This is a genomic window from Kiritimatiellales bacterium, assembly GCA_041656295.1.
Classification (GTDB): domain Bacteria; phylum Verrucomicrobiota; class Kiritimatiellia; order Kiritimatiellales; family Tichowtungiaceae; genus Tichowtungia.
This window is the reverse complement of sequence record JBBADV010000012.1, coordinates 1-26,993: the sequence shown is the minus strand read 5'-3', so window position 1 is coordinate 26,993 and position 26,993 is coordinate 1. Positions and strand designations below refer to the sequence as shown.

Annotated in this window: 26 protein-coding genes and 1 pseudogene; 13 read left to right on the top strand and 14 right to left on the bottom strand. The window is 49.2% G+C overall.

What is annotated here, in order from left to right:
* Positions 1 to 10: 10 nt before the first annotated feature.
* Entirely contained in the window at positions 11 to 913 is a 903-nt protein-coding gene (epmA, locus tag WC959_08750; GenBank protein ID MFA5689218.1) for an EF-P lysine aminoacylase EpmA, read from the top strand.
* 2 nt (positions 914 to 915) lie between these two features.
* Here epmA and WC959_08745 read toward each other — a convergent pair whose 3' ends face one another.
* The 4 genes and pseudogenes from WC959_08745 to WC959_08730 all read right to left on the bottom strand — a co-directional run bounded on the left by WC959_08745 (position 916) and on the right by WC959_08730 (position 4,083).
* Positions 916 to 1,689 (bottom strand): macro domain-containing protein, encoded by a 774-nt coding sequence (locus tag WC959_08745; protein ID MFA5689217.1) that lies wholly within the window; start codon positions 1,687 to 1,689, stop codon positions 916 to 918.
* Positions 1,690 to 1,926: 237 nt separating this feature from the next.
* Positions 1,927 to 2,491, bottom strand: a pseudogene (locus WC959_08740) (IS5 family transposase).
* A 381-nt stretch (positions 2,492 to 2,872) separates the two neighbouring features.
* On the bottom strand, positions 2,873 to 3,556 hold the full coding sequence (locus tag WC959_08735; protein MFA5689216.1) for an IS1595 family transposase: 684 nt from the start codon (positions 3,554 to 3,556) through the stop codon (positions 2,873 to 2,875).
* 35 nt (positions 3,557 to 3,591) lie between these two features.
* A complete protein-coding gene (locus WC959_08730) occupies positions 3,592 to 4,083 on the bottom strand; it encodes a hypothetical protein (protein ID MFA5689215.1) in 492 nt (163 codons plus the stop codon).
* A 900-nt stretch (positions 4,084 to 4,983) separates the two neighbouring features.
* On the opposite strand from WC959_08730, the gene WC959_08725 reads away from it, so the two are divergent.
* A complete protein-coding gene (locus tag WC959_08725) occupies positions 4,984 to 5,952 on the top strand; it encodes a WYL domain-containing protein (protein ID MFA5689214.1) in 969 nt (322 codons plus the stop codon).
* Positions 5,953 to 6,193: 241 nt separating this feature from the next.
* Here the strand turns inward: WC959_08725 and WC959_08720 are convergent, their stop codons facing one another.
* From WC959_08720 to WC959_08705, 4 genes are all read right to left on the bottom strand, one after another.
* A complete protein-coding gene (locus WC959_08720) occupies positions 6,194 to 7,444 on the bottom strand; it encodes a PEGA domain-containing protein (protein MFA5689213.1) in 1,251 nt (416 codons plus the stop codon).
* 92 nt (positions 7,445 to 7,536) lie between these two features.
* Complete coding sequence (locus WC959_08715; GenBank protein MFA5689212.1) at positions 7,537 to 8,379, bottom strand: EamA family transporter; 843 nt, start codon at positions 8,377 to 8,379, stop codon at positions 7,537 to 7,539.
* Positions 8,380 to 8,471: 92 nt separating this feature from the next.
* Positions 8,472 to 9,008, bottom strand: coding sequence for a hydrolase (locus tag WC959_08710; protein ID MFA5689211.1), 537 nt, complete (start codon positions 9,006 to 9,008; stop codon positions 8,472 to 8,474).
* A gap of 79 nt (positions 9,009 to 9,087) precedes the next feature.
* Complete coding sequence (locus WC959_08705; GenBank protein ID MFA5689210.1) at positions 9,088 to 9,534, bottom strand: hypothetical protein; 447 nt, start codon at positions 9,532 to 9,534, stop codon at positions 9,088 to 9,090.
* A 222-nt stretch (positions 9,535 to 9,756) separates the two neighbouring features.
* Here WC959_08705 and WC959_08700 point away from each other — a divergent pair, with 222 nt between their 5' ends.
* Entirely contained in the window at positions 9,757 to 10,356 is a 600-nt protein-coding gene (locus WC959_08700) for an HAD family phosphatase (protein MFA5689209.1), read from the top strand.
* Between the two features lie 403 nt (positions 10,357 to 10,759).
* Here the strand turns inward: WC959_08700 and WC959_08695 are convergent, their stop codons facing one another.
* Positions 10,760 to 11,416, bottom strand: coding sequence for a hypothetical protein (locus WC959_08695; protein MFA5689208.1), 657 nt, complete (start codon positions 11,414 to 11,416; stop codon positions 10,760 to 10,762).
* Between the two features lie 465 nt (positions 11,417 to 11,881).
* On the opposite strand from WC959_08695, the gene WC959_08690 reads away from it, so the two are divergent.
* Both WC959_08690 and htpG read left to right on the top strand, forming a co-directional pair.
* Positions 11,882 to 13,804, top strand: a complete 1,923-nt coding sequence (locus tag WC959_08690) for an ABC-F family ATP-binding cassette domain-containing protein (protein MFA5689207.1) — start codon at positions 11,882 to 11,884, stop codon at positions 13,802 to 13,804.
* 129 nt (positions 13,805 to 13,933) lie between these two features.
* The gene (htpG, locus tag WC959_08685; GenBank protein ID MFA5689206.1) at positions 13,934 to 15,754 is read left to right on the top strand and encodes a molecular chaperone HtpG; all 1,821 of its coding nucleotides are present in this window, start codon (positions 13,934 to 13,936) and stop codon (positions 15,752 to 15,754) included.
* A gap of 81 nt (positions 15,755 to 15,835) precedes the next feature.
* Here the strand turns inward: htpG and WC959_08680 are convergent, their stop codons facing one another.
* Both WC959_08680 and WC959_08675 read right to left on the bottom strand, forming a co-directional pair.
* The gene (locus WC959_08680) at positions 15,836 to 16,324 is read right to left on the bottom strand and encodes a YhcH/YjgK/YiaL family protein (protein ID MFA5689205.1); all 489 of its coding nucleotides are present in this window, start codon (positions 16,322 to 16,324) and stop codon (positions 15,836 to 15,838) included.
* A 222-nt stretch (positions 16,325 to 16,546) separates the two neighbouring features.
* Positions 16,547 to 16,759: a hypothetical protein gene (locus WC959_08675; GenBank protein MFA5689204.1), complete on the bottom strand. Its 213-nt coding sequence runs from the start codon at positions 16,757 to 16,759 to the stop codon at positions 16,547 to 16,549.
* A 213-nt stretch (positions 16,760 to 16,972) separates the two neighbouring features.
* Between WC959_08675 and WC959_08670 the strand changes: the two genes are divergently transcribed.
* From WC959_08670 to WC959_08650, 5 genes are all read left to right on the top strand, one after another.
* The gene (locus tag WC959_08670; GenBank protein ID MFA5689203.1) at positions 16,973 to 18,235 is read left to right on the top strand and encodes an L-rhamnose isomerase; all 1,263 of its coding nucleotides are present in this window, start codon (positions 16,973 to 16,975) and stop codon (positions 18,233 to 18,235) included.
* A gap of 99 nt (positions 18,236 to 18,334) precedes the next feature.
* Positions 18,335 to 18,487 carry an L-rhamnose mutarotase gene (locus WC959_08665; protein MFA5689202.1) on the top strand — a complete coding sequence of 51 codons (153 nt, stop codon included), beginning with the start codon at positions 18,335 to 18,337 and terminating at the stop codon, positions 18,485 to 18,487.
* Positions 18,488 to 18,696: 209 nt separating this feature from the next.
* Positions 18,697 to 19,752: a class II aldolase/adducin family protein gene (locus WC959_08660; protein MFA5689201.1), complete on the top strand. Its 1,056-nt coding sequence runs from the start codon at positions 18,697 to 18,699 to the stop codon at positions 19,750 to 19,752.
* 37 nt (positions 19,753 to 19,789) lie between these two features.
* Entirely contained in the window at positions 19,790 to 21,241 is a 1,452-nt protein-coding gene (locus tag WC959_08655; protein MFA5689200.1) for a rhamnulokinase family protein, read from the top strand.
* An 89-nt stretch (positions 21,242 to 21,330) separates the two neighbouring features.
* Positions 21,331 to 21,777, top strand: a complete 447-nt coding sequence (locus WC959_08650; GenBank protein ID MFA5689199.1) for an OsmC family protein — start codon at positions 21,331 to 21,333, stop codon at positions 21,775 to 21,777.
* Positions 21,778 to 21,800: 23 nt separating this feature from the next.
* Here the strand turns inward: WC959_08650 and WC959_08645 are convergent, their stop codons facing one another.
* The 3 genes from WC959_08645 to WC959_08635 are packed head-to-tail and all read right to left on the bottom strand — an operon-like array spanning position 21,801 to position 24,268.
* Entirely contained in the window at positions 21,801 to 22,517 is a 717-nt protein-coding gene (locus tag WC959_08645) for a hypothetical protein (protein ID MFA5689198.1), read from the bottom strand.
* Positions 22,514 to 22,732: a hypothetical protein gene (locus WC959_08640; GenBank protein ID MFA5689197.1), complete on the bottom strand. Its 219-nt coding sequence runs from the start codon at positions 22,730 to 22,732 to the stop codon at positions 22,514 to 22,516. The genes WC959_08645 and WC959_08640 overlap by 4 nt, the downstream gene beginning before the upstream one ends.
* Positions 22,733 to 22,738: 6 nt before the next feature.
* Positions 22,739 to 24,268 carry a glycine--tRNA ligase gene (locus WC959_08635; GenBank protein ID MFA5689196.1) on the bottom strand — a complete coding sequence of 510 codons (1,530 nt, stop codon included), beginning with the start codon at positions 24,266 to 24,268 and terminating at the stop codon, positions 22,739 to 22,741.
* Between the two features lie 173 nt (positions 24,269 to 24,441).
* Here WC959_08635 and WC959_08630 point away from each other — a divergent pair, with 173 nt between their 5' ends.
* From WC959_08630 to WC959_08620, 3 genes are all read left to right on the top strand, one after another.
* The gene (locus WC959_08630) at positions 24,442 to 24,747 is read left to right on the top strand and encodes a hypothetical protein (GenBank protein ID MFA5689195.1); all 306 of its coding nucleotides are present in this window, start codon (positions 24,442 to 24,444) and stop codon (positions 24,745 to 24,747) included.
* A 264-nt stretch (positions 24,748 to 25,011) separates the two neighbouring features.
* Positions 25,012 to 25,515, top strand: a complete 504-nt coding sequence (locus WC959_08625; GenBank protein MFA5689194.1) for a hypothetical protein — start codon at positions 25,012 to 25,014, stop codon at positions 25,513 to 25,515.
* Positions 25,515 to 26,789 (top strand): glycosyltransferase, encoded by a 1,275-nt coding sequence (locus tag WC959_08620; protein MFA5689193.1) that lies wholly within the window; start codon positions 25,515 to 25,517, stop codon positions 26,787 to 26,789. The genes WC959_08625 and WC959_08620 overlap by 1 nt, the downstream gene beginning before the upstream one ends.
* The last annotated feature ends 204 nt before the right edge of the window (positions 26,790 to 26,993 follow it).

Sequence of the window (26,993 nt, the reverse complement as noted above, 5' to 3'; positions counted from 1 at the left end):
ACTGATTTTTATGTTGGAACAACTAAAACAGCGCGACGCTTTGCTTCAAACCATCCGTTCATTTTTCCATTCTGAAGGTTTTACTGAAGTTGAAACACCGATCCGGATGAAAACGCCGTGCATGGAACTGCACATCGACGCGGAGCCGTCCGGCAAGTGCTGGCTGAGAACATCGCCGGAACTCTATCATAAGAAACTGCTCGCACGCGGTGCTGAAAACATATTTGAGATCGGCAAATGTTTCCGGCAGGGCGAACGCGGTGACCGGCATCATCCGGAATATACTATGCTCGAATGGTACCGCGCCGGCGGTGATTATCATTCGATGCTGGATGATACGGTTAATCTTTTGAATGCGGTTGGAATTGAAACCGGTAGGGCACTCAGTCCCTTGAGCGCCGAAACTGAAAAAGTGGACGCCGGCGGCGCGGCGCCCCTACCCTTGCAAGTTTATACCGTCGCCGGAATTTATCAAAAATTCGCCGGCTGGAATCCGGTTGAGAATTTTGACGCCGACCGTTTTGATTTGGACATGGTCGAAAAAATCGAACCGGCGCTCGAGAAAATTCCGGTGGCGGTTCTGCAGGATTATCCGGCGGAATGCTGCGCACTCGCACGCTTGAAGCCGGAAAACCCGGCAGTCGCCGAACGGTGGGAACTTTATCTGAATGGTGTTGAAATCGCGAACGCGTACAGCGAACTGACGGATGCCGACGAACAGCGCCGGCGTTTTGAAAAATGGGCGGAACAAAGAAAAGCGCTCGGCAAAGTTGTTTACCCCATTGATGAAGAATTCTTAACCGCACTCAGCTCCATGCCGCCGGCCGGCGGCTGTGCGCTCGGCATCGACCGTCTGCTCATGGCGCTTACCGGTGCAGAATCCCTCGACGAAATCTTTCTATTTAGAGATTAGCCCTATATTACAGCGGTGCCCGATGCCGGAGTCGAGTGAGTGCAAAATTCTGTATATTCACACAACTGTTTTAAATAATTACCAAGCGACTCAATTTGAATATGATTTTTTGATGCATCATTTTCTGATATAATGATAATTAATTTATCGCAGAATATTTTTTCTGAGCAGGCAGCAATAAAGGATTTTATTATTTCCTGAATGATGCTTTGTCGAGATGTTGATATTCTCGTAAACCCGCTTCCTAAAACTGGAATTATCAAATCCCCTTTTAATCCTTTATTTCCAATAAAAACCCATAATTTTGCTAAACAATTTTTTAAATCATCAAATGTTCCTTTTGCGACACCATGTTCATTGATATCTGCTATTGCAACAAAGTATCCAACGCATTCTTTTGGGGTTAATTTTACGACAGTACCCAAAGGGTATTGCTTGTTTTTTCCGACACGCGCTCCTTGTAAGGTAGTAAAAGGTATGCCATGTAATTCGGCGTCGATCTCTTTATCTAATTGACTGGAATTAATGCCGTAATATTTTTTAGAAAACTGTCCTTGAACGCTGTGCTCCGAAATGAGTTCCCTGGAAATTTTAGTATCAAATGTTGTGTTTGTTCCTACAATTATATCTCCTTGGCGAGAAAATAAGTCACCGATTGCTATTTCAATAGTGATGTCTCGATCTTTTAATTTTTCACAGACAGATAAAGTCGGTCGGCATCTAATACTAACAACTACGAGGCCTATAATAAGAAAAACATACCATAAGTTTTGCAAGAAATTGGATGCGTTGGGAAGAAAAAAATCAGTTAGCTGAATAAGAAGCCATAAAATGCCAAATGCATTAAGAAGCGAACTTAATCCTTTGGTCGATAATAAGTTTCTTAACAATGAAACCACATAATAGAAAAAAAAATTATATTCATTGTCCGATTTTCACATAAAGTGAATCTGGATAATAAAACGGTACTGCTTTTCCCTTTTTTCTCAGCTCTAAGTCCTTATTAGGGCGTGTTAACACAAACGTAAGAATTCCACGATGAACGCGAAGACAATGAATCCCAAAAACATAATGTCCAGTTTGTCATACCGGGTGAATACCCGGCGATGCGCATCAGCAGTTCTCTGCCCCGCGGCGCGTCACCCTCGTTGCCGGCAGACAAGCAGAAAATTACTGCCTGACGAGCAGTTGCGGCAACCAGATGTATCTTTGTAGTTCGTCCGCCCCGTGACCGCCCGATGGCTTGCGGGCCGTTTTTTTCAACGCCCCGCAGGCATCCGGATGAACCCGGACGCTGGTGCTGTCCAGTGACATGGCGTCGATCCGGACATAAAGCATGGCCTCTTCCTGCAATCGAACAAAAATCCGGTTCAGTACGCCGGCTTTTGCCCAGCGGCTCATGCGGGTGTAAAGGGTATGCCAGTTGCCGAATTCCGCCGGCAGCGCCCGCCATTTACAGCCGTTTTCGAGCGCATAGAGAATGGCATTCATCACAGTTAGATGATCCAAAGAGACATTGCCGCGCTGCGTCGGAAACGCATCGGCTATCCGGTCGTATTGTTCCTGTGTAAGTTTCATGCGGCATTTTTACAACCATCCATAAATAAATGCAACAGTGTTAACACGCCCTAATGGTTCCACATAATAAATCGGCTTTGATAGTCTCATTGGGAGATAATTCCGCTTTGAGAGACTCGAGTTCTGCTAAAATTAAATTCGCATTTTTTAAATAAGGATTTCTTGAATCACCTAAATTCGCAACATTTCCAATATTTTTTGTATATTTTGTAATAAAGATATCCCCGCTGTTTCTTTCAACAATAATAGCATAATAAAAAATGTAGTAAGTCGTTGCTGACCATCAATTACATCATAACGCAATAGTTTTCTATCTGCGTTAAGTGGAACCGGCTTAGACAACTGGATTGTTCCAATAAATAATGGTTCATTATTTTTGGTTCAAGACAAGTTAATGGGACGCTTTCTGAACATTTTTAACAGTATCTGATAGAGATCTTCATGGCGATGATTAAATCGGAATTCACACTCTTTCAGGTGAAGATAAAACGTGGATTGATGGATGCCTCTAAACTTTGATAAACGGACTTTTGCAATGCTCCAGAAGGTTTCGATTCCGTTGATATGATTACGTCCGGTCGCGAACTCATGTTCGCCATGATGAACTCTATAATGCTTCCGATAACCGAAATTCACCAGCCCGTCGTAGCTTTTAAATCCATCGGTATATACGGTCGAGTCGACATCAACTTTCTGTTGTATAATCGGGAGTAATTCCTTTACAGAGCAGTTCTTAACAACCTGAGTGTAGACACGGCTCTTTCGTTTGATCAGTCCGAACACGATGGGTTTCCCTTTTGCGCCACGTCCGCGAATACCTCGGACACGACGGGCGCCAAAATAGCTTTCATCCAGTTCAACTTCGCCGCATTTAAACGGACTGTCCAGTTCGCAACACTCCGCAATCCGCCGGCGTACCGCAGAAATAACCCGGTTGATGGTGTTGCGGCTCAGCCCGGTAAGAACAGCAATCTTCGATGCTTCAATATCCACCGGGAAGCAGCGGATAATACGCCGGAAATCGTGCTCCGAAATCCGTGAATGGAAAATATATTTATTACTCATTTCAAGACAACATCTTAAGGGCTATGTCAACCTAGTTAACTTGTCTTGAACCTTGAAAAAAGACCCTCTTTTTTATCATATTGAAGCAAAGATACAGTTCTCGAAGTAATATCGAACTTCCCGGTAATATCTTGTTCTATGAGAGCCTCCCAATAGTTTTCAACGCCTTTCTTTGCCAAAGGTGCACCACAAAAACGTTTTCGTGGATCTATGCGCCATGAAACTTTTTCGGTTAATAAGCGTATCTGTGCGCGGCATATCATTGTATCAGAATATATAAAATCATTTTCATCAGCGTAACGGAAAATTATATCACTGGTTGAATAGGGTTGAAATCTGGATAACGCCTTTGCTATCGCAACTGGAGTTTTTCCCTCTGTAATAACAAACAAATCACCTTCTCTTACGTTCTGACAGTCTCCCATCTTTTTGTCGTCGTCGTTACCAAAAAACAAAATACCATAATCTATAAATTTATCTAATACGGATTCTGCTCCCCATCTTGTTCCGATTTTCCATACATTCATTTTTATCCTAACTGTTTCGTATTGTTCGTACATGAATTTCATAGTGCTGGTGCGTGCCGCCCTTTTCCGGCGCCGTTCGGATGGCGGACGCACGAGCTGCTGGTCAGCGATTTTATGGACGGGCTGCGTGTGCCGCAATATTTACAGGTGTACATACTTTTTTCCGTACCCTCGTACAGTTCATGCTTCCCGCGTCCGTCTGGATGCCTAGTACATGAACACCGTATCGGTGTATTCACAGACGTAAATGGTGTACCGCAATATTTACAATAATACTTCGTCATAAAACCCCCTTTTGCTGTTTTCAGTTTAACTGCTTTGCAAACTTTGAAAAGAGCAATGCAAAATTAATTGCGATATAACAGCATAGTTCGTCGGACACAGGGCGTCTGAACAGTTTTTTTACTACCAAGACGCCAGAAGAATTTTGTCCGCAGAATTAATGGAGGGATAGCGACCTCGCTGTCCGGCAGCATCGAGATCAATTTAATTTTTAGACAAGATTAACAGGATCAACCGGGTTTTTATTTGTGGTTATTTATCCTGAAAATCTTGTTAATCCCGTCAAAATTTTCTCTTTTGTGTGTAACTGCCAAAGTGCAGGGAGAATTCATCCGCAGATAAACACAGATTACGCAGATGAAAACTTTTCAATCGGCAACCTGAACTCATCAATCGGAAATGCCGTCATCCTGTTATCCGGTCAGAAAATTTCATTTCTCCGCGATCTTTGCATCCTTTTGTTTTATTTCTCCCTTGCAACCGTGCGGGGCGCAAGGGACTGCACGCCCTGCCATTTTTTCACGCCTTTATGTGAAACATCTTATTCGTGTTCATTCGCGGTTTTAATGTGCGGGTATTGGACATTGTATGTCTGACTAATTCAATTATAGTATTTTCATGAAACGATCAAAAACTCAGGCGGAGCGGCTGCTGGATCTTGACCGGCGGGTGCGGAACGGCGAATTTCCGAATTGTACGTCGTTTGCATTGGAGTGGGAAATTTCAACCAAGACAGAGCAGCGCGATTTTGATTTCCTGCGTGACCGGATGAATGCGCCGCTGGAGTATGATGCATTGAAACGCGGTTATTATTACACGGAACAGACATTTATGCTGCCGGCGGTTCAGATGAATGAGGGCGAACTGGCGGCGCTGCTGATGGGGTCAAAATTTCTGCATGAATTTCAGGGAACACCGGTGGCGGAAAAGCTGATGGCGATTTTTGACAAGCTCTCTTCTTTGCTGCCGGAGAATATTACGCTTCGTCCGGAAGAGCTGTTTACACGTTTCAGTTTTACGGCACCGCCGGCGATGCCGGTGGCTGCAAAAACATGGGAAACGGTGGTGCAGGCGCTTGAATGCCGTCAATTGCTGGAAGTCCGTTATTGCAACTGGAAAGGCGAAAAGGTTTACCGTATTGCGCCGGTGCATCTGGCGAATCTTCAGGGCGACTGGTATCTGTTTGTTCAGTTTGAGGGATTTAAAAATTTCCGGCAGCTGGCGCTGTCTCGGATTCAGACAATAAAATTATTGAATAAACCGGTGGAAATTAAAGGGTCGTTTCATCCGGAAACCGAACTGGAAAACACCTTTTCGCGTTTTGCCGGACAGAATAAACCGTTCCGCGTCACGGTGCAGTTTATGCCGGAAACTGTCGATGAAGTTCTCGCGCGGCAGTGGCATCCTGAACAAACCGTAAAACGGCTGAAAAACGGTGCGATTGAAATCAGTTTTGAAACCAAAGGCGACCTTGAAATTAAACGGTGGGTTCTGGCATTCGGACGTTACGCAAAAGTGAAAAGTCCGAAATGGCTGAAAGAGCAGATCGACGATGAAATCCGCGCAATGTTTTCAAACCGCGAATGAACGCGAATCGAAACGAAATGAAGACCTGAAGAGTGGCTTTCTGAAAGAAAGCAGTGACCGGAGGAGCGGCAAAGGCCCGCCGAATGGCGGGCAGCGAAGCGATAATTTTCGCGAATAGTGGATTGTGTCTCGGGGTGCGTTTAAACGTGCACGGAGATCATGCCCTCGCAAGTTTCGTCGCCGCCTTAAAAAAAAGCGGCGATAACGCGTGAGCGTATCGCCGCAATTCTGAACAGCGGGATTATTTTTTCTTTTTCGCGGCGGCAGCAATAATGATTGCGAGCAGAGCTGTTGCTCCACCGATAATCCCCCACAGCATGCCTTTACTCATTCCCCCGGCGGCTTCCACCATAGCGCCGTCCTCTTCTGCCGGAATCCGGGCAAGGTCACCGCTATCACTGCCAGCCGGTGCCGCCGGTGCAGTTACGGGTTCCACCGCCGGTTCTTTAATTTTCGGTTCCGGTTCGAGCGTTACGCTGATGGATTTTCCGCCCGCCGGAACGGTAGCGGTTTTGCTGATGAAGCCGTCTTTACGAATTTCCACGGTGACAGCTTTTTCAGTGAGAATTTCAACCGGTGCGGTGCCGAGCGATTTGCCGTCGACAAATACCTGTGCATCCGCCAGTACGGCGTTGACGGTGGCATACGGCATTGGGTTCAGGGTGACGACGGTTTTTGCGGTGGATGCCGGCGTCAGAGTGACAGTTTGCGGGTAATAGCGGTCGGCGCGAAGCTCGACGGTGATCTCTTTATCAACCGTGAATTGCATTGGTGCGGTGCCGGTCTGAGTTCCGTCGCGGAAAATTTTGGCAGCCGGCGGAACGGAGTCTACCGTGATCATTGGAAATGCCTTAAGATCGACGTTCAACTGATACGGCGGAACGGCACTGACCGTGCGGGTTTCGGAGAAAAATCCGGCTTTACGAAATTCGAAGGTGCGGGTTTTGTCGATTTCCACCGAGATGGCTCCGGTGCCGATTTTGGCGCCGTTTTCAAAAATATCGGCACCGGCAGAGGTGATTGCAAGAATCGGGAGCTTCTGCATAACAACGTGCAGCGGGTGCGGTGAATCCGCTCCGATAACAACTTCTTTATCATAGTAGCCGTCAGCCTTAAACGTGAATATACGGTCTGTATTCTTCGGCATAATTTTGTTCGGAGTTTTTCCATAAGAGAGAGAATCACATGAAATTTTTGCGCCGGACGGTTCGGACGTGACCATAATCGGTTCGTATTTCATTTTGAACTGAACCGTTCGGGCAGCCATTGAATCGACGGTTACCGGAGTGTCCGCATAATTTTCGCGTTTGAGCACAAAATCTTTTGAGCTAGTAAAAATTGCAATGTCCTGCGGCGCAGCGCCGACAAACACTCCGTTGTCGTCATAAATTTCTGCACCGTCCGGAACCGTTTCCAGCGTTACCGGCACGCAGCTGCACAGCACAAGAACAGATACAAACAAAGAAAACAGACCGAACATTTTGACTTTCATCGGGTAACTCCTTTCGTTTACATACCCGTAAATACGAAACTCATATACCGTATTCAACCTCCACAAGTCAAACCGCCGGCGTAATTTATTTATCAGTTTTTCCGGCAGTTTATTATGAGCGCAAATCCCATCAGCGCACCGCCGGCAAGCAGGCGCGGCCAGTCGGCGGCTTCCCCGAAAAAGAAAATGGATACAAGGATGCCGAACGGGATTTTCAGATTATTGAAAATGGCAAGTGTGCCGGCGCGCACGCGTCGTGCGCCGATATTCCAGAGAAAGAAGCCAAAGCCGGATGCAATTGCGCCGAGATAAAGCAGAACCCGGATTTGCTGCGGTGTAATTGAAATCGTGCTCCACTCAATTCCGGCAGCAGTGAGCACGGTAGCAAATACGGCGCCGCAATAGAGCAGGGCGAACACCTGCAGATCGGAGTGCGGGACAATAAGCCGCTCCATTGTGCGCCGGTAAAAGATCTGACCGAATGCAAAGCAGAAATTAGACACCTGCATGAAAGCAAAACCGCGCCACAGTTCCGGCGACGACAGCTGCCGGTATTCAATTATTGCGCCGCCGGTAATTGCCAGCAGTACTGCCGTGAGCGTGCGGATGCAGAATTGTTTTTTAAATGCGTCGTTCAGCAGCGTGACGTACAGCGGTGTGAAGACCGTAAACAGTGCAATTTCATACGCCTGCAGATAATTGAACGCATGGATATAAGCGACGTACATAAATCCGTATTGCACCGCGCCGGTTATCATCAGTTTGATGCTTGCGCTGACTTTCAGCGTGCGCGCACGTAAAAACGGCAGAAAAATAAACAGCGCAATCGACAGCCGCGTCAGCGCTACAACTGCCGCCGGAATTCCCGCGAGTCCGTCTTTGATCAGTCCGAACGAAAATGCCCAGATCAGAGAAACGATTAGAAGATAGAACATAAGAACATTTTGCAGTCAAAGGTAGAAAGTCTGAAAGTCAAAAGTCAGTTGATTGACATGCAACTTTAAGACCTTCGGCTTTCGGCCCTGTTTCATTTCACAATTTGAAGAATGATTTTAAATTCCGGCGCTTTCGCGCTGCCGAGCAGTTCGTAGAGCAGCATTTCGACGCCGGTTAACGCCGCACCTTCCATTTCGAGCCGGCGCAGGGCAAGCGCTTTATTCGCCGGATCGCGTGACGAAACGGCGTCGGTTACAACCTGCACTGCGAATCCTTCATTCAGCAGTTCCCGCGCGGTTTGGTAAACACAAATATGCGCTTCAATGCCGCAGAGGATCACCTGATTCCGCTTCAGCGCAGTGAGCGCTTTTACAAACTCCGGTTCGCCGCAACAGCTGAATGAGCTTTTTACAACCGGCGGTATGGAAATAAATTCCTGAAACTCTGCACGCGTTGCGCCGAGTTTATCCGGCAGCTGCTCTGTAAAAATCACCGGGATATCCAGTGCCCGCATCCCTGCCAGCAGCCGGCGCAGATTGTTAAACAGCGCACCGGAATGATCTGTCAGCTCCGCCAGTTTTCCCTGCACATCAATAAAAATTAAAACCGTATCGTCGCGTTTCAACATAAAGCTCTCTTTCTGAAATATTGGAATAAAGGATTAATGGAATATTGCGCGGATGAAAGAAGAACCGCAAAAAATCTAACTATTCTTCACCGAGTGCTTCAATATCGGCGAGATCTTTGAGTCTGCCTGATACTTTTTTATTCTGCAGGAATTCGGTGCGTCCAAGAAACTGAACCGGTACGCCGGCGTATGTGCCGGGAACCCGCCCCGTCCACGCATCTTCCCATTTCACACCGTCAATTGAAGTGACAAAATCAATGCGTACCGGCGGAACGCCAAGCTGAATCACCTGATCGGCGGCAGCAAAATCTTCCGGCTTTAATCCGACGGAATCGAACCCGAATTCATTCAGTGCAGCGTGAACTTTTCCGGCATTCACCGGAGATGTTTTTATAAAGATATCAAGATCGCCGGTAAATCGCGGCGCGCCGTGAAAGGCCAATGCATATCCGCCGACAATCAAATATTCAACTCCGTGGGCGTTGAGTAATCCGAGCAGTTCTTTGAAGTCTGACTGAAGTTCCATGCCATGCCTTTCGAAGCAACTCAACCGCTGCAATTCGCTCTTCCGGCGTGCAGCTTTTCCAGTATTCGGAATCCTTTTTTGCAGAAGCATCATGCAAACGCTGCCGCTGTATGACCTTTTTAATCATGCTCATATTTTACCGGAAGAATTTTTCTGCAAAAGCTAAAAACAGCTGTAAATGAGCTTTCTTTTCGCTGGAATATTGTTTCTACTCGGTCGCTTATGAAAAACGTTTTTCTATTCGACATTGGAAATGTGCTGGTTGATTTTGATCTGGAGCAATTTCACGCGCGGATGCGCGCCGGCGGGTTTCCGGCGGAAAAACCGTCGATACACGACGTTGAGCAATACGATGCGGTTGAGCGCGGCGAGATCAGCGATCAATGTTATATTGATTATTTAAACCGGACATACGGAATATCGTGGACGGTCGAAACACTGGTCGATATCTGGCGCGATATTTTCACGCTTAACCGTGCCGGCCGGCAGCTGTTTCTGGATGCCATTGCGCGCGGTCTGCCGGTTTACACCCTCAGCAACATCGCCGAATATCATGTCTCCGCCATCGAGCGGAACTGGCCGGAATTTTTCGACAGCGCAACGGGACTGTTTCTCTCCTATCAAATGGGAACGCGCAAGCCGGAGCCGGAAATTTATCAGCAGGTACTCGCACAGCTCGGCGTTTCCGGCGGGCAATGTTTCTTCATCGACGACCGTCCCGAAAATATCGCCGCCGCCCGCGTCGCCGGCATTCATGCTTTGCAGTTTATTCCCGAAAACCATGCTGCCATTCACGACGAGGTATTGAAGTTTTTTGTGTAACGTCAGCCTTGAGGTTCGGCGAGCTTGCCCCGATCATTGGTCAAGAGCGTTTCGACACTTGCGGTAATCCGTTTCTCGGAAGAGTGTTTGCCTCTGAATATGCGAACCGATCCGAGTTCAAAATCCATAGTCATGGTCAGTGACCGGATGTGCGACAGAGAGCATCCAACCTCGTCAGACCATGCGGGGATATCCCGGGACTCAAACAGCCACTCCCGCCATCTGGTCGTCGGGATATCCGGCACTGCCGTCTTTCTGGTGAAGTCGAGATTTGAGGTGTGCACAGCGCTATGAAGGGCTTTGTACTTCGACTTTATCGGTTTCTCGTCCATCTTCCGGAGCCGAACGTTAAGCGTCACTCTGAGCCGCCGAGGCGGCGATAGAGTGAATGCGATTATTGGGATTATTTTTTTGTTGGCTTGCTTTGAAGAAAGCCTTGGCCCCAAATTGTAAAGAAATCGAAATTGATAATATCAATTATCAATTGACGCATGGCATCTGTGTCCATTTGCATATCAACTATTCCATAGCCATTAAATCGTGATTTTATTTTACTCAAGAACCCTTCCGATGGTTTTTTATTGGCCATTAGATGGTGTCCCATTCGTGAAAATTGCATATCCATTAAATTTATAGTGCTTCCGTCATGGAACGAAACACGCCCGTCAGAATAAAATTTCGTTCCGAAATACTCAAAATAGCCGATGGAATCTAATTCATTTTTTCGTTGTGTGTAACGTTTGTCCCAAGTCATCTCGCACAGATTGATATAAAATTGTCTGGGGGTGCTTATTTTTTCTGACGTATTGTAAAAACGACCAAACATACGAGGGAACCAGTAAAGTGATAGGATCTGATTTTCTTTTAGCATTGCTTCAGTTACTAAGGCGATATTGGCTTCGTGTGTGTTTCCGCCCATGCTGTACTTTACCTCGACAGCTTGCCATCCTAAATGGGTAATCTCGGAAATTTTTACCTCACGGACATCTGCTTTATTAAGTATGCGTAAAATATCACCGGAAATTTCAAGCTTGGGGTTTTCTACCACTAGAGTATCCATTTTGATTTCCTTATCCCAACATAATATTACCCGTCACTGAATTTGTGAAGACCGGAATATTGAATTACAAAAAATAGCATCGGGTCGCTTGGTTATCAACGGCTTACACAATCTCTCTGACGACTAGCATTCCTTATTTCATTTCCGACATGGTTGCCGGAACGGGAAACAGTGTAACAGGCTTCCAGACTTTGGAAAGATTTTTCCCGCAAAGGTGGAGCGGGTGCGTCGCGCACGCTTATTTGTCCGTCACAGGAAAAAAATGTACCCGACCTTTCGATAAATTCAGGGCAGGCGGTCGCGTTCCACCTGATCCGGCAAGGCCGCCGGGACGGCGGCGGTACGTACCGCAGGCATCCCGCCTGCCTTGTTCCGAACACGCACGCCATGATATTCGCGCTCATTTGCACCTGTTAGTGGTTTAGGTTTCCAAACTCTGTAGGAACCGGTACATTCCCCGGCTTCATGATCGATTTTCAAAATGTCACCAAGCGCTTCGGTACACAGGAGGTGCTTTCCGGCGTTTCGTTCTGCATCCATTCCGGCGAGCGCGTCGGCGTGGTCGGACCGAACGGCGCAGGTAAAAGCACCCTGTTTGCCTTGATTACCGGCGAACTGTCGCCGGATGCCGGCGAGGTGAGCCTGCCGAAAAATATACGGCCCGGCCATTTACATCAGCAGCTGCACGCATACGCGCAGGAGGGTTCGCTGCTGGAGTATGCCGTCGATGCGATTCCGGAGCTGAAAACGATCGCCGCTGAAGTTCACCGGCTCGAACATAATTTATCCGCCGTTGCGGAGCATGAAAAAGAGATTGCACTGCGCCGGATCGGCGATCTGCAGTACGAGTTTGAGCATCTCGGCGGGTATGACATTAAAGCACGCGCCGAAGCCGCGCTCAGCGGGGTCGGCTTTAAAGAGAGCGAGTTTGATCGTCCGTTCCGTTCATTCAGCGGCGGATGGCAGATGCGCGCCGAACTGGTACGCACACTCAGCGCACGCCCGGACATTCTGCTGCTCGACGAGCCGTCGAACTATCTCGATCTGCCGGCCGTTGAATGGCTGCAGCGTTTTCTGCGCTCATTCGAAGGCACGATGCTGCTGATTTCGCACGACCGCTATCTGCTCGAGTCGCTTACCGACCGCACGCTCGAAATTGCCGGCGGCAATGCAACTAAATATTCCGGCGGTTATGCTTATTACCGTAAAGAGCGCGGGCAGCGCCGTGAACAGCAGGAGACGGCGTACCGGAATTATCAGGAGCAGAAAGAACATCTCGAACGTTTTATCAACCGGTTTCGCGCCAAAGCGACCAAAGCGGCACAGGTACAGAGCCGTATAAAAATGCTCGAAAAACTCGAGGCTGTTAAAGCGCCGGCGGCAGCGCCGGATCTTTCTAAACTGCGGATTCCGCCGCCGCCGCGTTGCGGCGCACATATTATTGCACTTGAAAACGCCGGGTTTTCCTATGACGGCCGGTGCCGGGTTTTTTCCGGCGTAACCCTCGAAATTAATGCCGGCGAAAAAGTTGCGCTGGTCGGCTTCAACGGCATGGGAAAAACCACACTGCTGCGCCTCCTCGCCGGAACACTGCCGGTGCAGGAAGGCGTGCGGAGACTCGGGCACAACGTGGTTATCGGTTATCAGTCGCAGGATTTTGCAGAAACCATGCCGGCAGAAAAATCGCTGCTGAATATCGTACGCGAAGCCAATCCGGCGGTTCCGGAGCGTGACGTGCGCGGCCTGCTTGGATCCTTCGGGTTTTCAGGCGACGCGGTGACCAAGCCGGCCGGGGTGCTGAGCGGCGGTGAAAAAATCCGGCTCGCTTTTGCGCGTATCTTTATCAATCCGCCCAATTTTCTGCTGCTCGATGAACCGACCAGCAATCTCGACATTCACGGACGCGAAGCGCTCGAAAAAGCTGTCCGTGACTATTCCGGTACCGTGTGTCTTGTCAGTCACGATGTCACCTTTGTGCGCAACACGGCCGAACGGATTATTGCCATGACACCTGCCGGCGTTACCGGTTATGCCGGCGGATACGACTATTATTTAGAGAAACTTGAAAGCGGAAATTCAAAATCAAGCAGTTCCGGGCCTGTGAACCGGAAACCGGCAACTGATACCTCCGTGCTTCCTGCCAAAGGCAGGGAATCGCGCGTGCAGCGCGCACAGGAGCGCGAGGCACAGAAAGGACTGCGGATAATGGATGCTGAAATGGAGAAGTTGCACGCCGAGCAGCAGTTGTTATTCAAAAAACTTTCCGCCGGCGATCCGCTTGCCGATTACACCGCGCTCAATATTGAACTTGCCGCCGTCATCCAGAAACTCGCTGCTCTCGAAAGCCGCTGGCTGGAAGAAGCCGACCGTTTGTCTGCCGGTAAATGATGTTTGCATCGGTGGCGCAGACATTCCTGTCTGCGCAGGGCAGGCCGGCACGCTCACGATAAAATTTTGCTTTCCCGCCGCCGGAAAATTCCTATCCTGTCCGGCTGAATTTTAACTGGAGGAATTGTCATGGCTGAAAAACAGATGGAGTTTAAAACAGAACTGTCGCAACTGCTGCACCTGATTACGCACTCACTCTATTCGCACCGTGAAATATTTCTGCGCGAACTGATCAGTAACGCGGTGGATGCGATTGATAAAATCCGGTTTGAGTCGTTGAAGAATACATCGCTGCTGGATGGCGATAGCGACTGGGGCGTGCAGCTGAAGATTGACAAGGAGGCAAAGACGCTGACGGTTTCCGATAACGGGATCGGCATGGATGAAGCGGCGGTAGTCCAGAGTCTCGGTACGATTGCACACTCCGGCACGAAAACATTTCTGGCGAAGTTGAGGGAAGAGGGTGTGAAAGACCATCCCGACCTGATTGGTCAGTTCGGTGTCGGCTTTTATTCATCGTTTATGGTAGCGGATCGTGTGACGGTGGAGTCAAAAATGCACGACAAACCGGCGGTGCGCTGGGAGTCTGAAGGCACCGGTACATTTACGATTTCAGAGGGGGTGCGTGAGGCGCGTGGAACAGATATTACACTGTATCTGAAAGAGGATGCGGCGGAGTTTCTGGAAGAGTACCGGCTGCGTGCGCTGGTGAAAAAGTTTTCGGATTTTGTCGAATATCCGGTGAAGCTCGGCGACGAAACGGTGAATTCGCAGAAAGCAATCTGGCTGCGTGCGAAAGATGAAATTACGCCGGACGAGTACACCGAATTCTATAAGCTGATTTCACACGACTTCAGTGACCCGGCCGAGGTGATTCACTATAATGCGGAGGGCGCGATCGAATTCCGTGCGCTGCTGTTTATTCCGGAGAAAAAGCCGTTCGATATGCTGATGACGAATGAGTACAAAGCGCATTTGAATCTGTATATTCAGCGCGTTTTCATCAGTAACGAATTCGATAATCTGCTGCCGGCGTATCTGCGTTTTGTGAAAGGTGTGGTGGACGCGTCGGATCTGCCGCTGAATGTATCGCGTGAAATTCTACAGGAAAACCCGCAACTGGATAAAATCAGGAAAAATCTGACGTCGCGCATTCTGAAGACGCTCGGTGAGCTGAAATTGAGGGATTATAAAAAATATCTGGCGTTTTTTGCCGAATTCGGTGCAATGCTGAAAGAGGGACTGCAGAGCGATTATGAAAATCGCGAAAAAATTGCCGACCTGCTGCTGTTTGAATCCACCGCTGCCGCTGCCGGCGAAATGCGTTCGTTTGCCGATTATGTTGAGAGTATGAACACGGAGCAGAACGAAATTATTTATCTCGCCGCCGAACGCCGTGCGCTTGCTGAAAACTCCCCGTTCATTGAAAGCTATAAAGCGAAAGAATGGGAAGTTCTGTTTATGCTCGATCCGATCGACGAATTTGTAATTCCGCCGCTCGGTGAATATAAGGGCAAAAAATTCAAAGCGGCGAATAAAGGCGAGGCCGGCAATGAAAAGGAGCTGAAAACTGAAAAGAAAAAATTTAAGAATTTTCTCGAATTCGCGAAAGAAAAACTGAGCGGTATCAGCGAAGTAAAACTATCGGCACGCCTGAAAGAGAGTCCGGCAGTGCTGGTGGGAGATGAATACAGCATGAGTCCGCACATTGAAGCGATGATGCGCCGCATGGGACAGCCGGTACCGGAACAGAACCGCGTGCTTGAGCTGAATCCGAACCATCCGGCGGTAAAAGCGGTACAGACGATGTACGAAGAAGATAAAGAGAATCCGAAAATCGTTGAAAACATCGAACTGCTGCGCGATCTCGCGTATGTCGCCGAAGGTTCGAAAGTTGAAAATCCGGTGCAGTTCGCCGCGCGCGTTGCAGCATTGATAGCAGGCGAATAATTTGCAGGGCGGGAAAATGGTCGACAACCTTCTCTCCGCTTAATTCTGGGCGAAGGTCTAAAGATCGGTTGCTTCCTGCATTTAATGTTTCAGCCGGAATCCGGTGTGCATCAGTTCTGTTTTGATTTTCACAACGGCTTTTTTGATACGTTGCGGTGTATCACCGGACATGAGGCAGGGCATGTGCGCGTCTTGCGGAAAATAGACAGCGAATTCTCCGGTGCGCAGTGTGATGAGCGATGAAGAAAATTCCGGCAGATAGAAAAACGACACGTCTTTTTCTGGGTCATACGGCGTTTGCGCTGAAAGGGTGAGCGCCGAATGTATCTCATGGACTTCTTCTTTGTCGATCATGAATTGAATATCGATATATTTTGCATGCGTTTCCAGTTTTGCGGCGGAGCGCGCTTTTGTTTCATAGCTGTCCACCATCACGTAAAGGTCATCACCCAGCAGCTCATAGCGTCTGGTTTCAGTTTCCGGCGTCAATGTTTTTAGAAATTCAAACGCCTTGTTCCACGCGTCGCCGTACGGGTAGTCGGCAAAATTTTCAATGCGATCTACAATCATGATGTGTCTCCGGAATCGCGGTTTAAGTGTATGCTCAAAATAATACCGGAAACGCGCGGCGAATCAATTGCATGTATAAAATGTTTATCGAACCCCGGCACCGGATATCTCTCATGGCCTGCCGCGGGGGATTTCATCGCTTCTAAATACAATATCTCGTTTTTCCGGCGATAACGCAGCGGTGTTCCACCGGTGATTTTGCGGAACTGACGCGAAAAATAGTTACTGTCCGTTTACTTCATGAATCGCCGTTCCGCGAAAAATGATAACCAGCTCATCAAAGCCGTACGTGTGCAGCGGAAATTCCGGCTGCGGATCGCGGATATGCATCTGCAATGGCAGCATTGCGTCTTTAAAATAATCGCGTTGTTGTAATTTTTTCAGCATAACGCGATCGTGCGTGAACGCACAGATTCCGGCAATCACATTTTTCATTACGGCGCATACACCGATTCCTGCTTAATTTTTTACAGGATTTACAGGAATGTAAAAATTGACTACGGATTGCGCAGGTATAAACGGATAAACGGCTCTCCAAAATATTGCTTTCTTTGGCGTGATTATGCTAGCTTCCATCTTCGCGTTTAAGGTGCCGGAATTTCTGATTTATTATATTTGTACTGTTTTGGAAATGAACAGGAGGAGTAAATGAAACATATAGAAAAAGTGTATAAGCTTGCGGAGGAGCGTTATGCTCAATTCGGGATTGATACGGATGCGGTAATCGATGCGGCATTGAAGCTGCCGATTTCTCTGCACTGCTGGCAAAGTGATGATATCACCGGTTTTGAAACGAAGCCGGACGGACTTTCCGGCGGCGGCATTATGACCACTGGCAATTATCCGGGTCGTGCCCGTAACGGCAAGGAAGCGCGCGCAGATATTGAAAAAGCGATGGCGCTGATTCCCGGTGCACAACGCGTGAACGTGCATGCGTGCTATTCTGAAACAGATCAATTTGTTGATCGCGATCAGATGACTCCGGAATGTTTCCGGCAGTGGATGGACTGGGCAAAAGAAAAAAATATCTGCCTTGATTTTAATCCGACGTTTTTTGCTCATCCGAAAGCGGAAGACGGGTTTACGTTATCAAATCAAAATGATGATATTCGCGCATTCTGGATCCGGCACGGTAAAGCGACGCGCAAGATTGCACAGGCAATGGCAGAGAATCAGGGCTCGCCGTGTTATGTCAATTGGTGGACGCCGGACGGCGCCAAAGATTTCCCCGCGGATCGCTGGGCACCGCGCCGGCGGATGATTGCGGCATACGATGAAATCATGGCGGACAAATCGATTGACCGCACACAATGCGTCGATTTTATCGAAAGCAAGCTGTTCGGCATCGGCTCCGAAGAATATGTGGTTGCGTCTGCTGAATTCTGTTCTGATTACGCAATCAATCGCGGCATGGGTTTGACAATGGACATGGGACATTTCCACCCGACGGAAACGATTCACGATAAACTTTCAAGCCACCTGCAATTCATGGATCAGATTCTGCTGCACGTCAGCCGGCCGATCCGGTGGGATTCTGATCACGTTGTAATTTTTAACGATGATCTGAAAAATGTGTTTCTCGAAATTCAGCGCGGCAACGCGTGGGATCGCGTAATTCTCGCGCTTGACTTTTTCGATGCGTCTATTAACCGCATCGGTGCTTACGTCATCGGTACGCGTGCGGCGCGCAAAGCGATCCTGTATGCGATGCTTGATCCGACAAAACAGCTTAAAAATTATGAAGCCGCCAGGAAAAATGCGCAGCGGCTGGCCTTGATGGAAGAATTTAAATCGATGCCGTTTGCTGCCGTATGGGATATGCTGTGTGAAAAAGCCGGCGTACCGGTGGGATCTGACTGGATCGCTGATATGGAAAAATATGAAGCTGACGTTCTTTCTGAACGCGTCTAAGGTCTAAACGTCTAATGTCTGAAAGTCAGAGGATTTTTGACCTTTGACTTTCAGACTTTTGACAAAAATGGAGTTTTTATGATTCGCAGTGCATTCAGAATGAAACTGAAACCAGGCACAGTTGAAGAGTATAAAAAGCGGCATGACGAAATCTGGCCGGAACTTTCCAAAGTGCATCTGCTGCCGGAATTTTTGATTATTCAATTTATTTTGATGAGGAAACACTGTGTCTGTTTGCATTTCGCAAACTGACAGATGACTATACGGACGGCAGTCTGAAAAATGATCCGCTGGTTCGTAAGTGGTGGGATTATATGGCGAATTTGATGGAAGTTCATCCGGATAATGAGCCGGTTTGTGTTACACTGCGCGAAGTGTTTCATATGGGCTAAGGGCATTTACGATTGCTGATTTACAATTGCCGATTGAACGGAGATTTTTCAGCAGCAAATGAAAATAAAATGATGAACGATTTAAAAACAATTACAGAACTGTCTCACGAATTCGGCAGCGTGGATTATGTTAAAGGCGGCGGCGGCAATACATCGGTAAAAAATGCAACCACGCTGTGGGTGAAACCGTCCGGCACAACGCTTGGCGGATTAACCGAAGCAGCATTCGTTCAGATGAACCGTGCCAAAATTGACGGGCTCTACACGGTCGACACGCCTCCGGATTCTGCTGCACGCGAAGAGCTCGTGAAAAATATGATGGCGGCGGCGGTTGAAAACGGCGCCGGACGCCCTTCAGTGGAAGCACCGCTGCATAACGTGTTCACTGCAAAATTTGTGGTGCATACACATCCGGCAGCAGTGAACGGCATGACGTGTGCGAAAAACGGCGAGGCCGCGTGCAAAAAACTTTTTCCTGATGCGCTGTGGATGGAATACGTCGATCCGGGCTATACGCTCTGTATGGAAGTCCGCCGGCGGATTAAAGATTACGAGGCGGCGCACGGCAGAGAACCGGCGCTGCTCATGTTAAAAAATCACGGCGTATTTATTGCCGGTGAAACACCGGAAGAAATCCGCGCATTGTATCGGCATATCATGGACGTACTCGCCGGCGAATACCGGCGTGCCGGCATTTCACAAACGCTGGACATTGCGGATACACCGGCAGCGCCGGAAACAGAAAAACAGATTAAAGCACTGTTGGGCGATGACGCCGCATACAGTACGTCGTCCGGCCTGTTTACGGTTGCGCCGGGGCCGGTTTCGCCGGATCATCTGGTGTACGCGCGCGCGTTTCCGTTCACCGGTGAACTGACGCCGGAACATACTGCACAGTATAAAACTGTGCGCGGGTATGCGCCGAAAATTATTGTCGCCGGTTCGCGCATTTATGGAATTGGCACATCGCAGAAAAATGCCGCTCTTGCTTTGGAACTCGCGCAGGACGGCGCACTGGTGATCAAACTCGCGGCGGCGTTCGGCGGCATTGAATATATGACGGATGCTGCACGCGAATTTATTGAGCACTGGGAGGTTGAGTCGTACCGGCAGCAGCAGGTATAAGAAAACCTGTTAGAGGGTTTAAATTTTGGGAGCAGCTATGAGCAGAAATTTTGTCGCTGTAGATCTCGGCGCGTCGAGCGGCCGCACAATTCTTGGGACATTCGATGGCGAAAAACTGACGCTGAAAGAGACCAACCGCTTTTGGAACGGTCCGACGGAAATCAACGGCACGCTCTACTGGGATCTTATACATCTCTTTCGCAACATCCAGGAAGGCATTGCGGCAGCGCGTAAAGATTCCGGCGACAAAATTGTTTCCATCGCAGCGGATACCTGGGGTGTTGATTTCGGATTGATTGATTCACAGGGAAAATTACTCGGCAATCCGGTGCACTATCGCGACTCACGTACTGATGGCATGCTGCAAAAAGTATTTGATGCCGTCGGCAAAGAAAATGTGTTCAACGCCAGCGGCATCCAGTTTATGCAGCTCAACACGCTCTATCAGCTTTACGCGCTCGCGCAGGCTGATGATGTTCAATATCTCACCGCTGATAAACTTCTGTTTTTGCCCGATCTGCTGAACTACTGGCTCACCGGTAAAATGGCCGCCAACCGCACCTTCGCCAGCACATCACAATTTTATAATCCGGTGACTAAAGACTGGGCGATTGACCTGCTCAAAAAATTAAATATCCGCACTGATTTTTTTGCGCCGTTTGCCGATGCCGGCACGGTGCTCGGTGAATATAACGGAACGCCGGTCGTAAACGTCGGCAGCCATGATACTGCCAGCGCGTTTGCCGCCGTGCCGGTAACGGAAGGCGAACAGTGCGCGTTTTTAAGTTCCGGCACATGGTCGCTGCTCGGCACTGAATTAACAGCGCCGGTAATTAATACTGAAACGCTCGCCGAAAACTTTACCAATGAAGTTGGCGTATGCGACACCATTCGCTTCCTAAAAAATCTTTCCGGCCTCTGGATTATTCAGGAACTCCGGCGCGTCTGGGCGGAGCAGGGGCATTCCTATGCATGGAAAGATATGGACGATCTTGCCGGCACCGCTGTGCCGCTGCAGTTCTTCATTAATCCCGGTGACGATATTTTCCTGCCGCCCGGCGACATGGTAAAACGGATGCGGGATTACTGTGTGCGTACCGGACAAAAATCGCCGGAAAGTCACGGTGAAATTATTCGCGCCGCGTATGAAGGACTTGCACTGCTTTATGCCGACACGTATGACGCGCTCGAAAAACTCAGCGGACAAAAACTCAACACACTGCGCATTGTCGGCGGCGGTTCAAAAAACTTTGCACTCAATCAATTTGCCGCCAATGCCACCGGCCGCACTGTTATTTCCGGACCGGTCGAGGCCACTGCTATCGGCAATATTATCATGCAAATGCTAGCAATGGGTGACATAAAAACGCTCGCCGAAGGCCGCACAGTGATCCGCAATTCTTTTGCCAGCGAAGCCCGTACGTTTAAACCGCAGAACCGCGAACAATGGCAGAACGCTCTTAATGTTTGGCGTCAATTTTGTAAATGATGAGCTCACGGGGGATCTCGAGAAAAATACATTCATCAGTTGCAATATTCTGTGTCCATCTTTTATATTCCTAAAAACAGGAGGATATTATGTCAGAAAAAAAGTTGACCCTTGAATTTGTCATGGATGAAAAATTTAAAATTGAAGGCGATGCGAACGGTCATAAAATTGTTATCGACCAGCCGGTGAATGCCGGCGGGACAAATGCCGGGCCGACGCCGCTTGACTATCTTTTCGCCGCGCATGCCGGGTGCCTTGCAACCGTAGCCCGGATTATTGCAATGCAGAAACAACTGCCGCTGCGTGGCATGAAAATCACGATTTCCGGTGACGTCAATTTGAATGCGCTGCTCGGTAAGCCGAGTGATGATCCGGTGGGATTTAAAGGAATTTTTATCATGGCTGACATTGACGGCGACATGACACTGGAACAAAAAGAAGAGCTGCTGCGCCTGGCGGATAAACGCTGCCCGGTTTCATATAATTTACAGCACGCTACGCCGGTAAAAATTTCTATATCCGGCGGGGTAGAATAAAAGGCCGGATGAGAGATATCCGGCTACGCATCAGGAAGTTTCTTCAGAACATACTGTTCCAGCCAGACCGGCGATGTTTCGCCGATGAGCTTTAGTGTCCGGTCGGGCAGCATTTCAGCGACGAGCTTCATTTGCTGTGAATTATCAAACAGATAAGCACGGTATGAAAGCTGGATGGCTTCAAACAGGTTTTCCAATGACTGTTCGTAGCGTTTCCGGATTTTTTTTACCAGCACATCGTGTCCGCCTTCAATTACCCGCTGCCGCACCCGCTCAATACAGATCTCCTGCGAGCTGATGGCGGCAAAGTAAAGATAGCAGTGATAACCGTTCTGGTTGGCCTGACGCATAAAGTCCAGTTTAGACGGATGGGAAAAGACAGTTTCAAAGGAGAATGTCCGGCCGGTTTTTATCAGTTGTGACCGGAGAAAATCAGTGAGAATGGCGGCGTCATAGGAGGCCGGATACCCTTTCACTACCAGAATGTTGTTTTCAACGTAGCTGGTTTTCAGCAATGGTGCTTTCCGGTGCAACTTATGCGCTTTGTAAAAAGTATCCCAATCCGACTGCCGGACGAAGATGCCAAAGTGATTCAAATCGAGCAGGTTGGTATTGCTGATGCGCAGCTGCAGTTTATCCGGATTAAGGTAAAGCCCGCATGAGCACTCCTCTTTTACTTTCATGTATAAGGAGGACTTTCCTGACCCGTTCGGTCCGGCAAAAATTCTTAAACGGTTCATTGCGGCGGGATCCGGTAGGATTTTTGTGATGGTTTAACAAAAGCTTTTTTCAGCTGACCGATAATTTTCTTTTTCCCGTCCGGCTGATGCTGCACAATTCTTTTCCCCTCCTGCACAGTATAGGAAATTTTCATCGCGCGCGCGCGCTCGACTGCGCGCTTTGATGCGGCGCGCGCGAGGGATTTCAGTTCATCGCTGGAAAGATCATGTTTCATTATTTTCTAGAATTTTACTCGTTGTGTGATAATGGATTCGAGTTCATCAATGGAGACGCGGATCTGTTCCATCGTGTCACGGTCGCGCAGTGTAACAGTGTTGTCTTCGAGCGTCTGGAAGTCAACGGTAACGCCGCACGGCGTACCGATTTCATCCTGCCGGCGGTAACGGCGCCCGATAGCACCGGCGTGGTCATAGAAGCAGTTCCAGCGGTCGTTGAGCTTTTCGAACAGTCCGCGCGCTTTGCCGACGAGTTCCTCTTTGTTTTTCAACAGGGGGAATACCGCAACTTTATACGGTGCGATGCACGGCGCAAAGCGCATGACGGTGCGGGCTTCGTAACCTTCCGGCGCCGGTTTGCCGGGTTCGGCGGTGAGGACGGTGCCGCCGTCTTTTGGGATCCACTCTTCGCGGTAGGCTTCGCAGAGCAGGGCAAGTGCAATGCGATCGACACCGGCAGACGGTTCGACAACGGCCGGCAGGAATTTTTCTTTGGTTTCTTCGTCGAAATATTCAAGCGTTTTACCGCTGATGTTCTGATGCTGCGTGAGGTCAAAGTTTCCGCGCGCGGCGATCCCTTCGAGCTCCTGCGTGCCGAACGGGAAGTCGTACATAATATCGGTGCAGGCGCTGGCATAGTGCGCAAGTTTTTCCGGCGGATGAACATCAAGATGCATGCGGCCTTCCGGCAGTCCGACCTGTTCGTACCATTTCAGGCGCTCGGCAACCCAGTATTCATGCCATTCGGCGTCGGAGCCGGGCTTGATGAAAAATTCGAGTTCCATCTGCTCAAATTCGCGTGAACGGAAGGTGTAGTTGCGCGGATTGATTTCGTTGCGGAAGGCTTTGCCGATCTGTGCGATGCCGAACGGGACTTTCTGACGTGAAACGGCGAGCACATTGCCGAACTGAGCAAAAATTCCCTGCGCGGTTTCGGGACGCAGCCACGCAATGTTTGAACTTTGCTCGATGGGGCCGACATAGGTTTTAAACATGAGATTAAACGCGCGCGGTTCGGTGAGCGTACCGGGCCTATCGGTATCCGGTCCGACAAGACGTTCATACGCGTCAAGCGGAATAGACTCGAGTGTAACAGACTCATACTCCGCCGGATTTCCTTTGCCGATTTTTTTTACTTTTTTTTCCGCCGGCTGCTCATCTTCCGGATAGGCAAACATCAGTGCGGCGGCATCGGATTTATGCTTGAATACGAGCAGTTGATCGGCGCGGTACCGGTTTTTTGTTTCGCGGCAGTCAACCATCGGGTCTTTAAAGTTGCCGACGTGACCGGACGCTTCCCAGACGCGCGGGTGCATAATAATAGCGCTGTCGAGTCCAATAACATTCTCGCGTGACTGCACAGTGGATTTCCACCAGCTCTCTTTGATGTTGCGCTTCAGCTCAACGCCGAGCGGGCCGTAATCCCAGAAGCCGTTGATACCGCCGTAAATTTCGGAGGTCTGAAAAATAAATCCGCGCCGTTTGCACAGCGAGGCAAGCGCATCCATCGAGACATGATAGTCATTTGGTTTCATACAAAATTCCTTCTTAAAATTTTAATTCCAGAATATCCAAATCTACCGGAATCCCGGATTCGGAAATCAGGCGTTGAGCATTGTTATTTCGTTTTCATTATATAGGGACGCAGTATACTGCCGGAAGAGCTTTAGGGTTGAAAGAACAAACTGAAACGGTGAAAATGTATGTGATGAAAATAAAAACAGCGAAACAGCGGTTTGACCTGGTGGCAATGCTGGCAGTCTTCGGCTGTCTGGCAGTTGTGCTGTTCGAAAGTATTTTTATTTTTGAACTTTACCGTTTTGTGCCGGACACTGTACTCCGGCGAATTTCCGGTGCAGCACAGAAAACAGAAATTCCGGTGCCGGAAGCTCCGGCGGACGAAAGCGGTGCACAACCGGCGACAGGTACTCCGGAGGAACTGCCGGAGCCGGAACTTGAACCTGACCTGCCGGTGGAAAAATCAGCGCCTGTTCCGCTATCGCCGGTTGGATAATTACGCCGCTGATCTGTGACAAGCTGCTGCTACTCTCCTCAGTGGTCGCTTTTTTTAAAAGCCGCTCTTCGAATTTTTGAGCGCAGTACAGAAAAATCTGTTTTTATCTGCGCGTGATTGGGAGGAAAACTTCGACTCTTAATATCCGGTTTCCCTCGTTTTCTCTATGGGAATTCTCCTGTTATTCGGGGTGTAATGGGAACGTCGCGTCTGCGTTCCCACTTTTTTCTTCCGTCACCGCCGGATTTTATCAATGATTCACACATGAGTTTTTTCCGACGGAAATTTACGGTGATGATTGTCTGTTCGGCGAACCGGACGCGCAGTGCGTATCTCGCCGGCTATCTGCGCCATTTTCTTACTCAGTACCGCCCCGGTGCACAGCGGCGGATTAAAATTATTTCCGCCGGTACGCATGCGATTAACGGAGCGCGCGCGAATGATGTGGTTGCGCTGATCGCACGCAATAACGGCTTCAGTCTGCGCAACCACGCAGCGCAGAGAATTAACGGCAGGCTGCTCCGCACAGCCGGCCTGGTGCTGGTGATGGAGCAGGAACACAAAGATTATATTTTAAAAAAATTCCCCGAAGCGCGATCCAGGACATTCCGGCTGATGGAATACGGCTGGCAGGGCGAGGATGATTCAGATCTGGATGTGCCCGATCCGACAGGGAAAGACGCTGACGATTTTAAAGCGTTTCTTGCCACTGCACATGCGGAGGCCGACCGCATCATTCACGAGTGGGTTTATCAGGAGATCATCTAATGAAAAAAGCCGACGGGTCAAAACACCGGATCTTGATTCTTTCAGTGAGCGCCGGCACCGGACACATTCGTGCGGCGGAAGCGCTGGAAAAAGCGGCGCATGCACATCCGGAAGTCGGCGACGTGCTGAATATCGATGCACTGAAATATACGAATAAGCTGTTCCGGCAGTTTTACGGCCAGTTCTATCTTGATCTCGTCAAAAGCGCGCCGGTGCTGCTCGGCTGGTTTTACGATTCGCAGGATGAACCCTGGAAAACCGAAAAAATGCGACTGATGCTCGACCGCATGAACACCGGCCCGCTGATCCGGCAGATTAAAAAATTCCAGCCGGACATCACCATCTGCACGCACTTCCTGCCGGCGGAAATTCTTTCGCATCTGATTAAACACGATAAAGTGGATACGCAACTGGCTATTACCATCACTGACTATTATGCGCACGCGATGTGGCTGTCGCGCACCGTCAACCATTACTTTGTCGCGAACGAGGAATCGAAAGTTCAGCTTGAAAACATCGGCTTCCCGCCGGAAATTATCACTGTTTCCGGCATTCCGATTGACCCGGTATTCGCTGAAGAACGCGATCGTGTGAAACTGCGCGGGGAATATGAATTGACCGGCAGTGAACCGGTGATTCTGATTTCTGGCGGCGCGCTTGGCGTCAGTTCCGCCGGGCGCATGGCAGAGGTGATGTGCGATGTGAAACACCCGGCGCAGATAATTGTTATTTGCGGCAAAAATGAAAAACTGCAGAAAACCGTTCTAAAGGAAGTCGCCAGCCTGCCGGCGGGTTGCAACCATCTGAAATTCACTGTGCTCGGTTACACGAACCGCATGCACGACTGGATGAAGGCCGCCGATCTGTTCATCGGGAAACCCGGCGGACTCACCACAGCCGAAGCAATGAGCTGCGGACTGCCGATGGTTATTTATCAGCCGATTCCCGGACAGGAAGAACGCAATAGCGATTATCTGTTAGAAAACGGCGCCGCCGTAAAATGCAATCAGCTTTCAACTATGGCATATAAGGTCGATCTGCTGTTGAGTGATCCGGCACGGCTCGCACGTATGCGCGAGCAGGCGAAACAGCTCAGTCATCCCGATTCGGCGGCAATAGTCATTCAAACGCTGATCGACAATTACGGTATCGGCAGGGCGGTGACGATTGGACGCGCAAGTTATACCGATAAAACCAAAGCGGCATTTCGGAAAATCGGACATAAAATTGTTTATGCCAAAGATGATCTGCTCAAACCGCTGCTGCCGTTTTAAAAAAGTGGAAGCGGCATCTTGCCGCCGGCCAGAGGCTGGAAGCCTCTTCCACTTTATGCGGTCGAAGACAGAACACCACGGCTTTAGCCGTGGATGAATGAGCCTCCTGAATGCCGCGAACGCAAAGTTTCGCGGCGTTCAGGTCAGCTCCGGGAGGAGCTGTGATGAAAAAAAGAACCCCGAGTTTACTCGGGGGTATCTATT

What these genes read in the sequence shown, in the direction of transcription:
- WC959_08675 (MFA5689204.1), bottom strand. Translation starts at nt 16,759, where the DNA reads ATGAAAAATGTGATTGCCGGAATCTGTGCGTTCACGCACGATCGCGTT.
- WC959_08680 (MFA5689205.1), bottom strand. Translation starts at nt 16,324, where the DNA reads ATGATTGTAGATCGCATTGAAAATTTTGCCGACTACCCGTACGGCGAC.
- WC959_08625 (MFA5689194.1), top strand. Translation starts at nt 25,012, where the DNA reads ATGAGTTTTTTCCGACGGAAATTTACGGTGATGATTGTCTGTTCGGCG.
- WC959_08735 (MFA5689216.1), bottom strand. Translation starts at nt 3,556, where the DNA reads ATGAGTAATAAATATATTTTCCATTCACGGATTTCGGAGCACGATTTC.
- WC959_08640 (MFA5689197.1), bottom strand. Translation starts at nt 22,732, where the DNA reads ATGAAACATGATCTTTCCAGCGATGAACTGAAATCCCTCGCGCGCGCC.
- WC959_08725 (MFA5689214.1), top strand. Translation starts at nt 4,984, where the DNA reads ATGAAACGATCAAAAACTCAGGCGGAGCGGCTGCTGGATCTTGACCGG.
- WC959_08650 (MFA5689199.1), top strand. Translation starts at nt 21,331, where the DNA reads ATGTCAGAAAAAAAGTTGACCCTTGAATTTGTCATGGATGAAAAATTT.
- WC959_08645 (MFA5689198.1), bottom strand. Translation starts at nt 22,517, where the DNA reads ATGAACCGTTTAAGAATTTTTGCCGGACCGAACGGGTCAGGAAAGTCC.
- WC959_08690 (MFA5689207.1), top strand. Translation starts at nt 11,882, where the DNA reads ATGATCGATTTTCAAAATGTCACCAAGCGCTTCGGTACACAGGAGGTG.
- WC959_08620 (MFA5689193.1), top strand. Translation starts at nt 25,515, where the DNA reads ATGAAAAAAGCCGACGGGTCAAAACACCGGATCTTGATTCTTTCAGTG.
- WC959_08730 (MFA5689215.1), bottom strand. Translation starts at nt 4,083, where the DNA reads ATGAATGTATGGAAAATCGGAACAAGATGGGGAGCAGAATCCGTATTA.
- WC959_08715 (MFA5689212.1), bottom strand. Translation starts at nt 8,379, where the DNA reads ATGTTCTATCTTCTAATCGTTTCTCTGATCTGGGCATTTTCGTTCGGA.
- epmA (MFA5689218.1), top strand. Translation starts at nt 11, where the DNA reads ATGTTGGAACAACTAAAACAGCGCGACGCTTTGCTTCAAACCATCCGT.
- WC959_08705 (MFA5689210.1), bottom strand. Translation starts at nt 9,534, where the DNA reads ATGGAACTTCAGTCAGACTTCAAAGAACTGCTCGGATTACTCAACGCC.
- WC959_08695 (MFA5689208.1), bottom strand. Translation starts at nt 11,416, where the DNA reads ATGGATACTCTAGTGGTAGAAAACCCCAAGCTTGAAATTTCCGGTGAT.
- htpG (MFA5689206.1), top strand. Translation starts at nt 13,934, where the DNA reads ATGGCTGAAAAACAGATGGAGTTTAAAACAGAACTGTCGCAACTGCTG.
- WC959_08630 (MFA5689195.1), top strand. Translation starts at nt 24,442, where the DNA reads ATGAAAATAAAAACAGCGAAACAGCGGTTTGACCTGGTGGCAATGCTG.
- WC959_08665 (MFA5689202.1), top strand. Translation starts at nt 18,335, where the DNA reads ATGAAACTGAAACCAGGCACAGTTGAAGAGTATAAAAAGCGGCATGAC.
- WC959_08660 (MFA5689201.1), top strand. Translation starts at nt 18,697, where the DNA reads ATGATGAACGATTTAAAAACAATTACAGAACTGTCTCACGAATTCGGC.
- WC959_08635 (MFA5689196.1), bottom strand. Translation starts at nt 24,268, where the DNA reads ATGAAACCAAATGACTATCATGTCTCGATGGATGCGCTTGCCTCGCTG.
- WC959_08700 (MFA5689209.1), top strand. Translation starts at nt 9,757, where the DNA reads ATGAAAAACGTTTTTCTATTCGACATTGGAAATGTGCTGGTTGATTTT.
- WC959_08670 (MFA5689203.1), top strand. Translation starts at nt 16,973, where the DNA reads ATGAAACATATAGAAAAAGTGTATAAGCTTGCGGAGGAGCGTTATGCT.
- WC959_08710 (MFA5689211.1), bottom strand. Translation starts at nt 9,008, where the DNA reads ATGTTGAAACGCGACGATACGGTTTTAATTTTTATTGATGTGCAGGGA.
- WC959_08655 (MFA5689200.1), top strand. Translation starts at nt 19,790, where the DNA reads ATGAGCAGAAATTTTGTCGCTGTAGATCTCGGCGCGTCGAGCGGCCGC.
- WC959_08720 (MFA5689213.1), bottom strand. Translation starts at nt 7,444, where the DNA reads ATGAAAGTCAAAATGTTCGGTCTGTTTTCTTTGTTTGTATCTGTTCTT.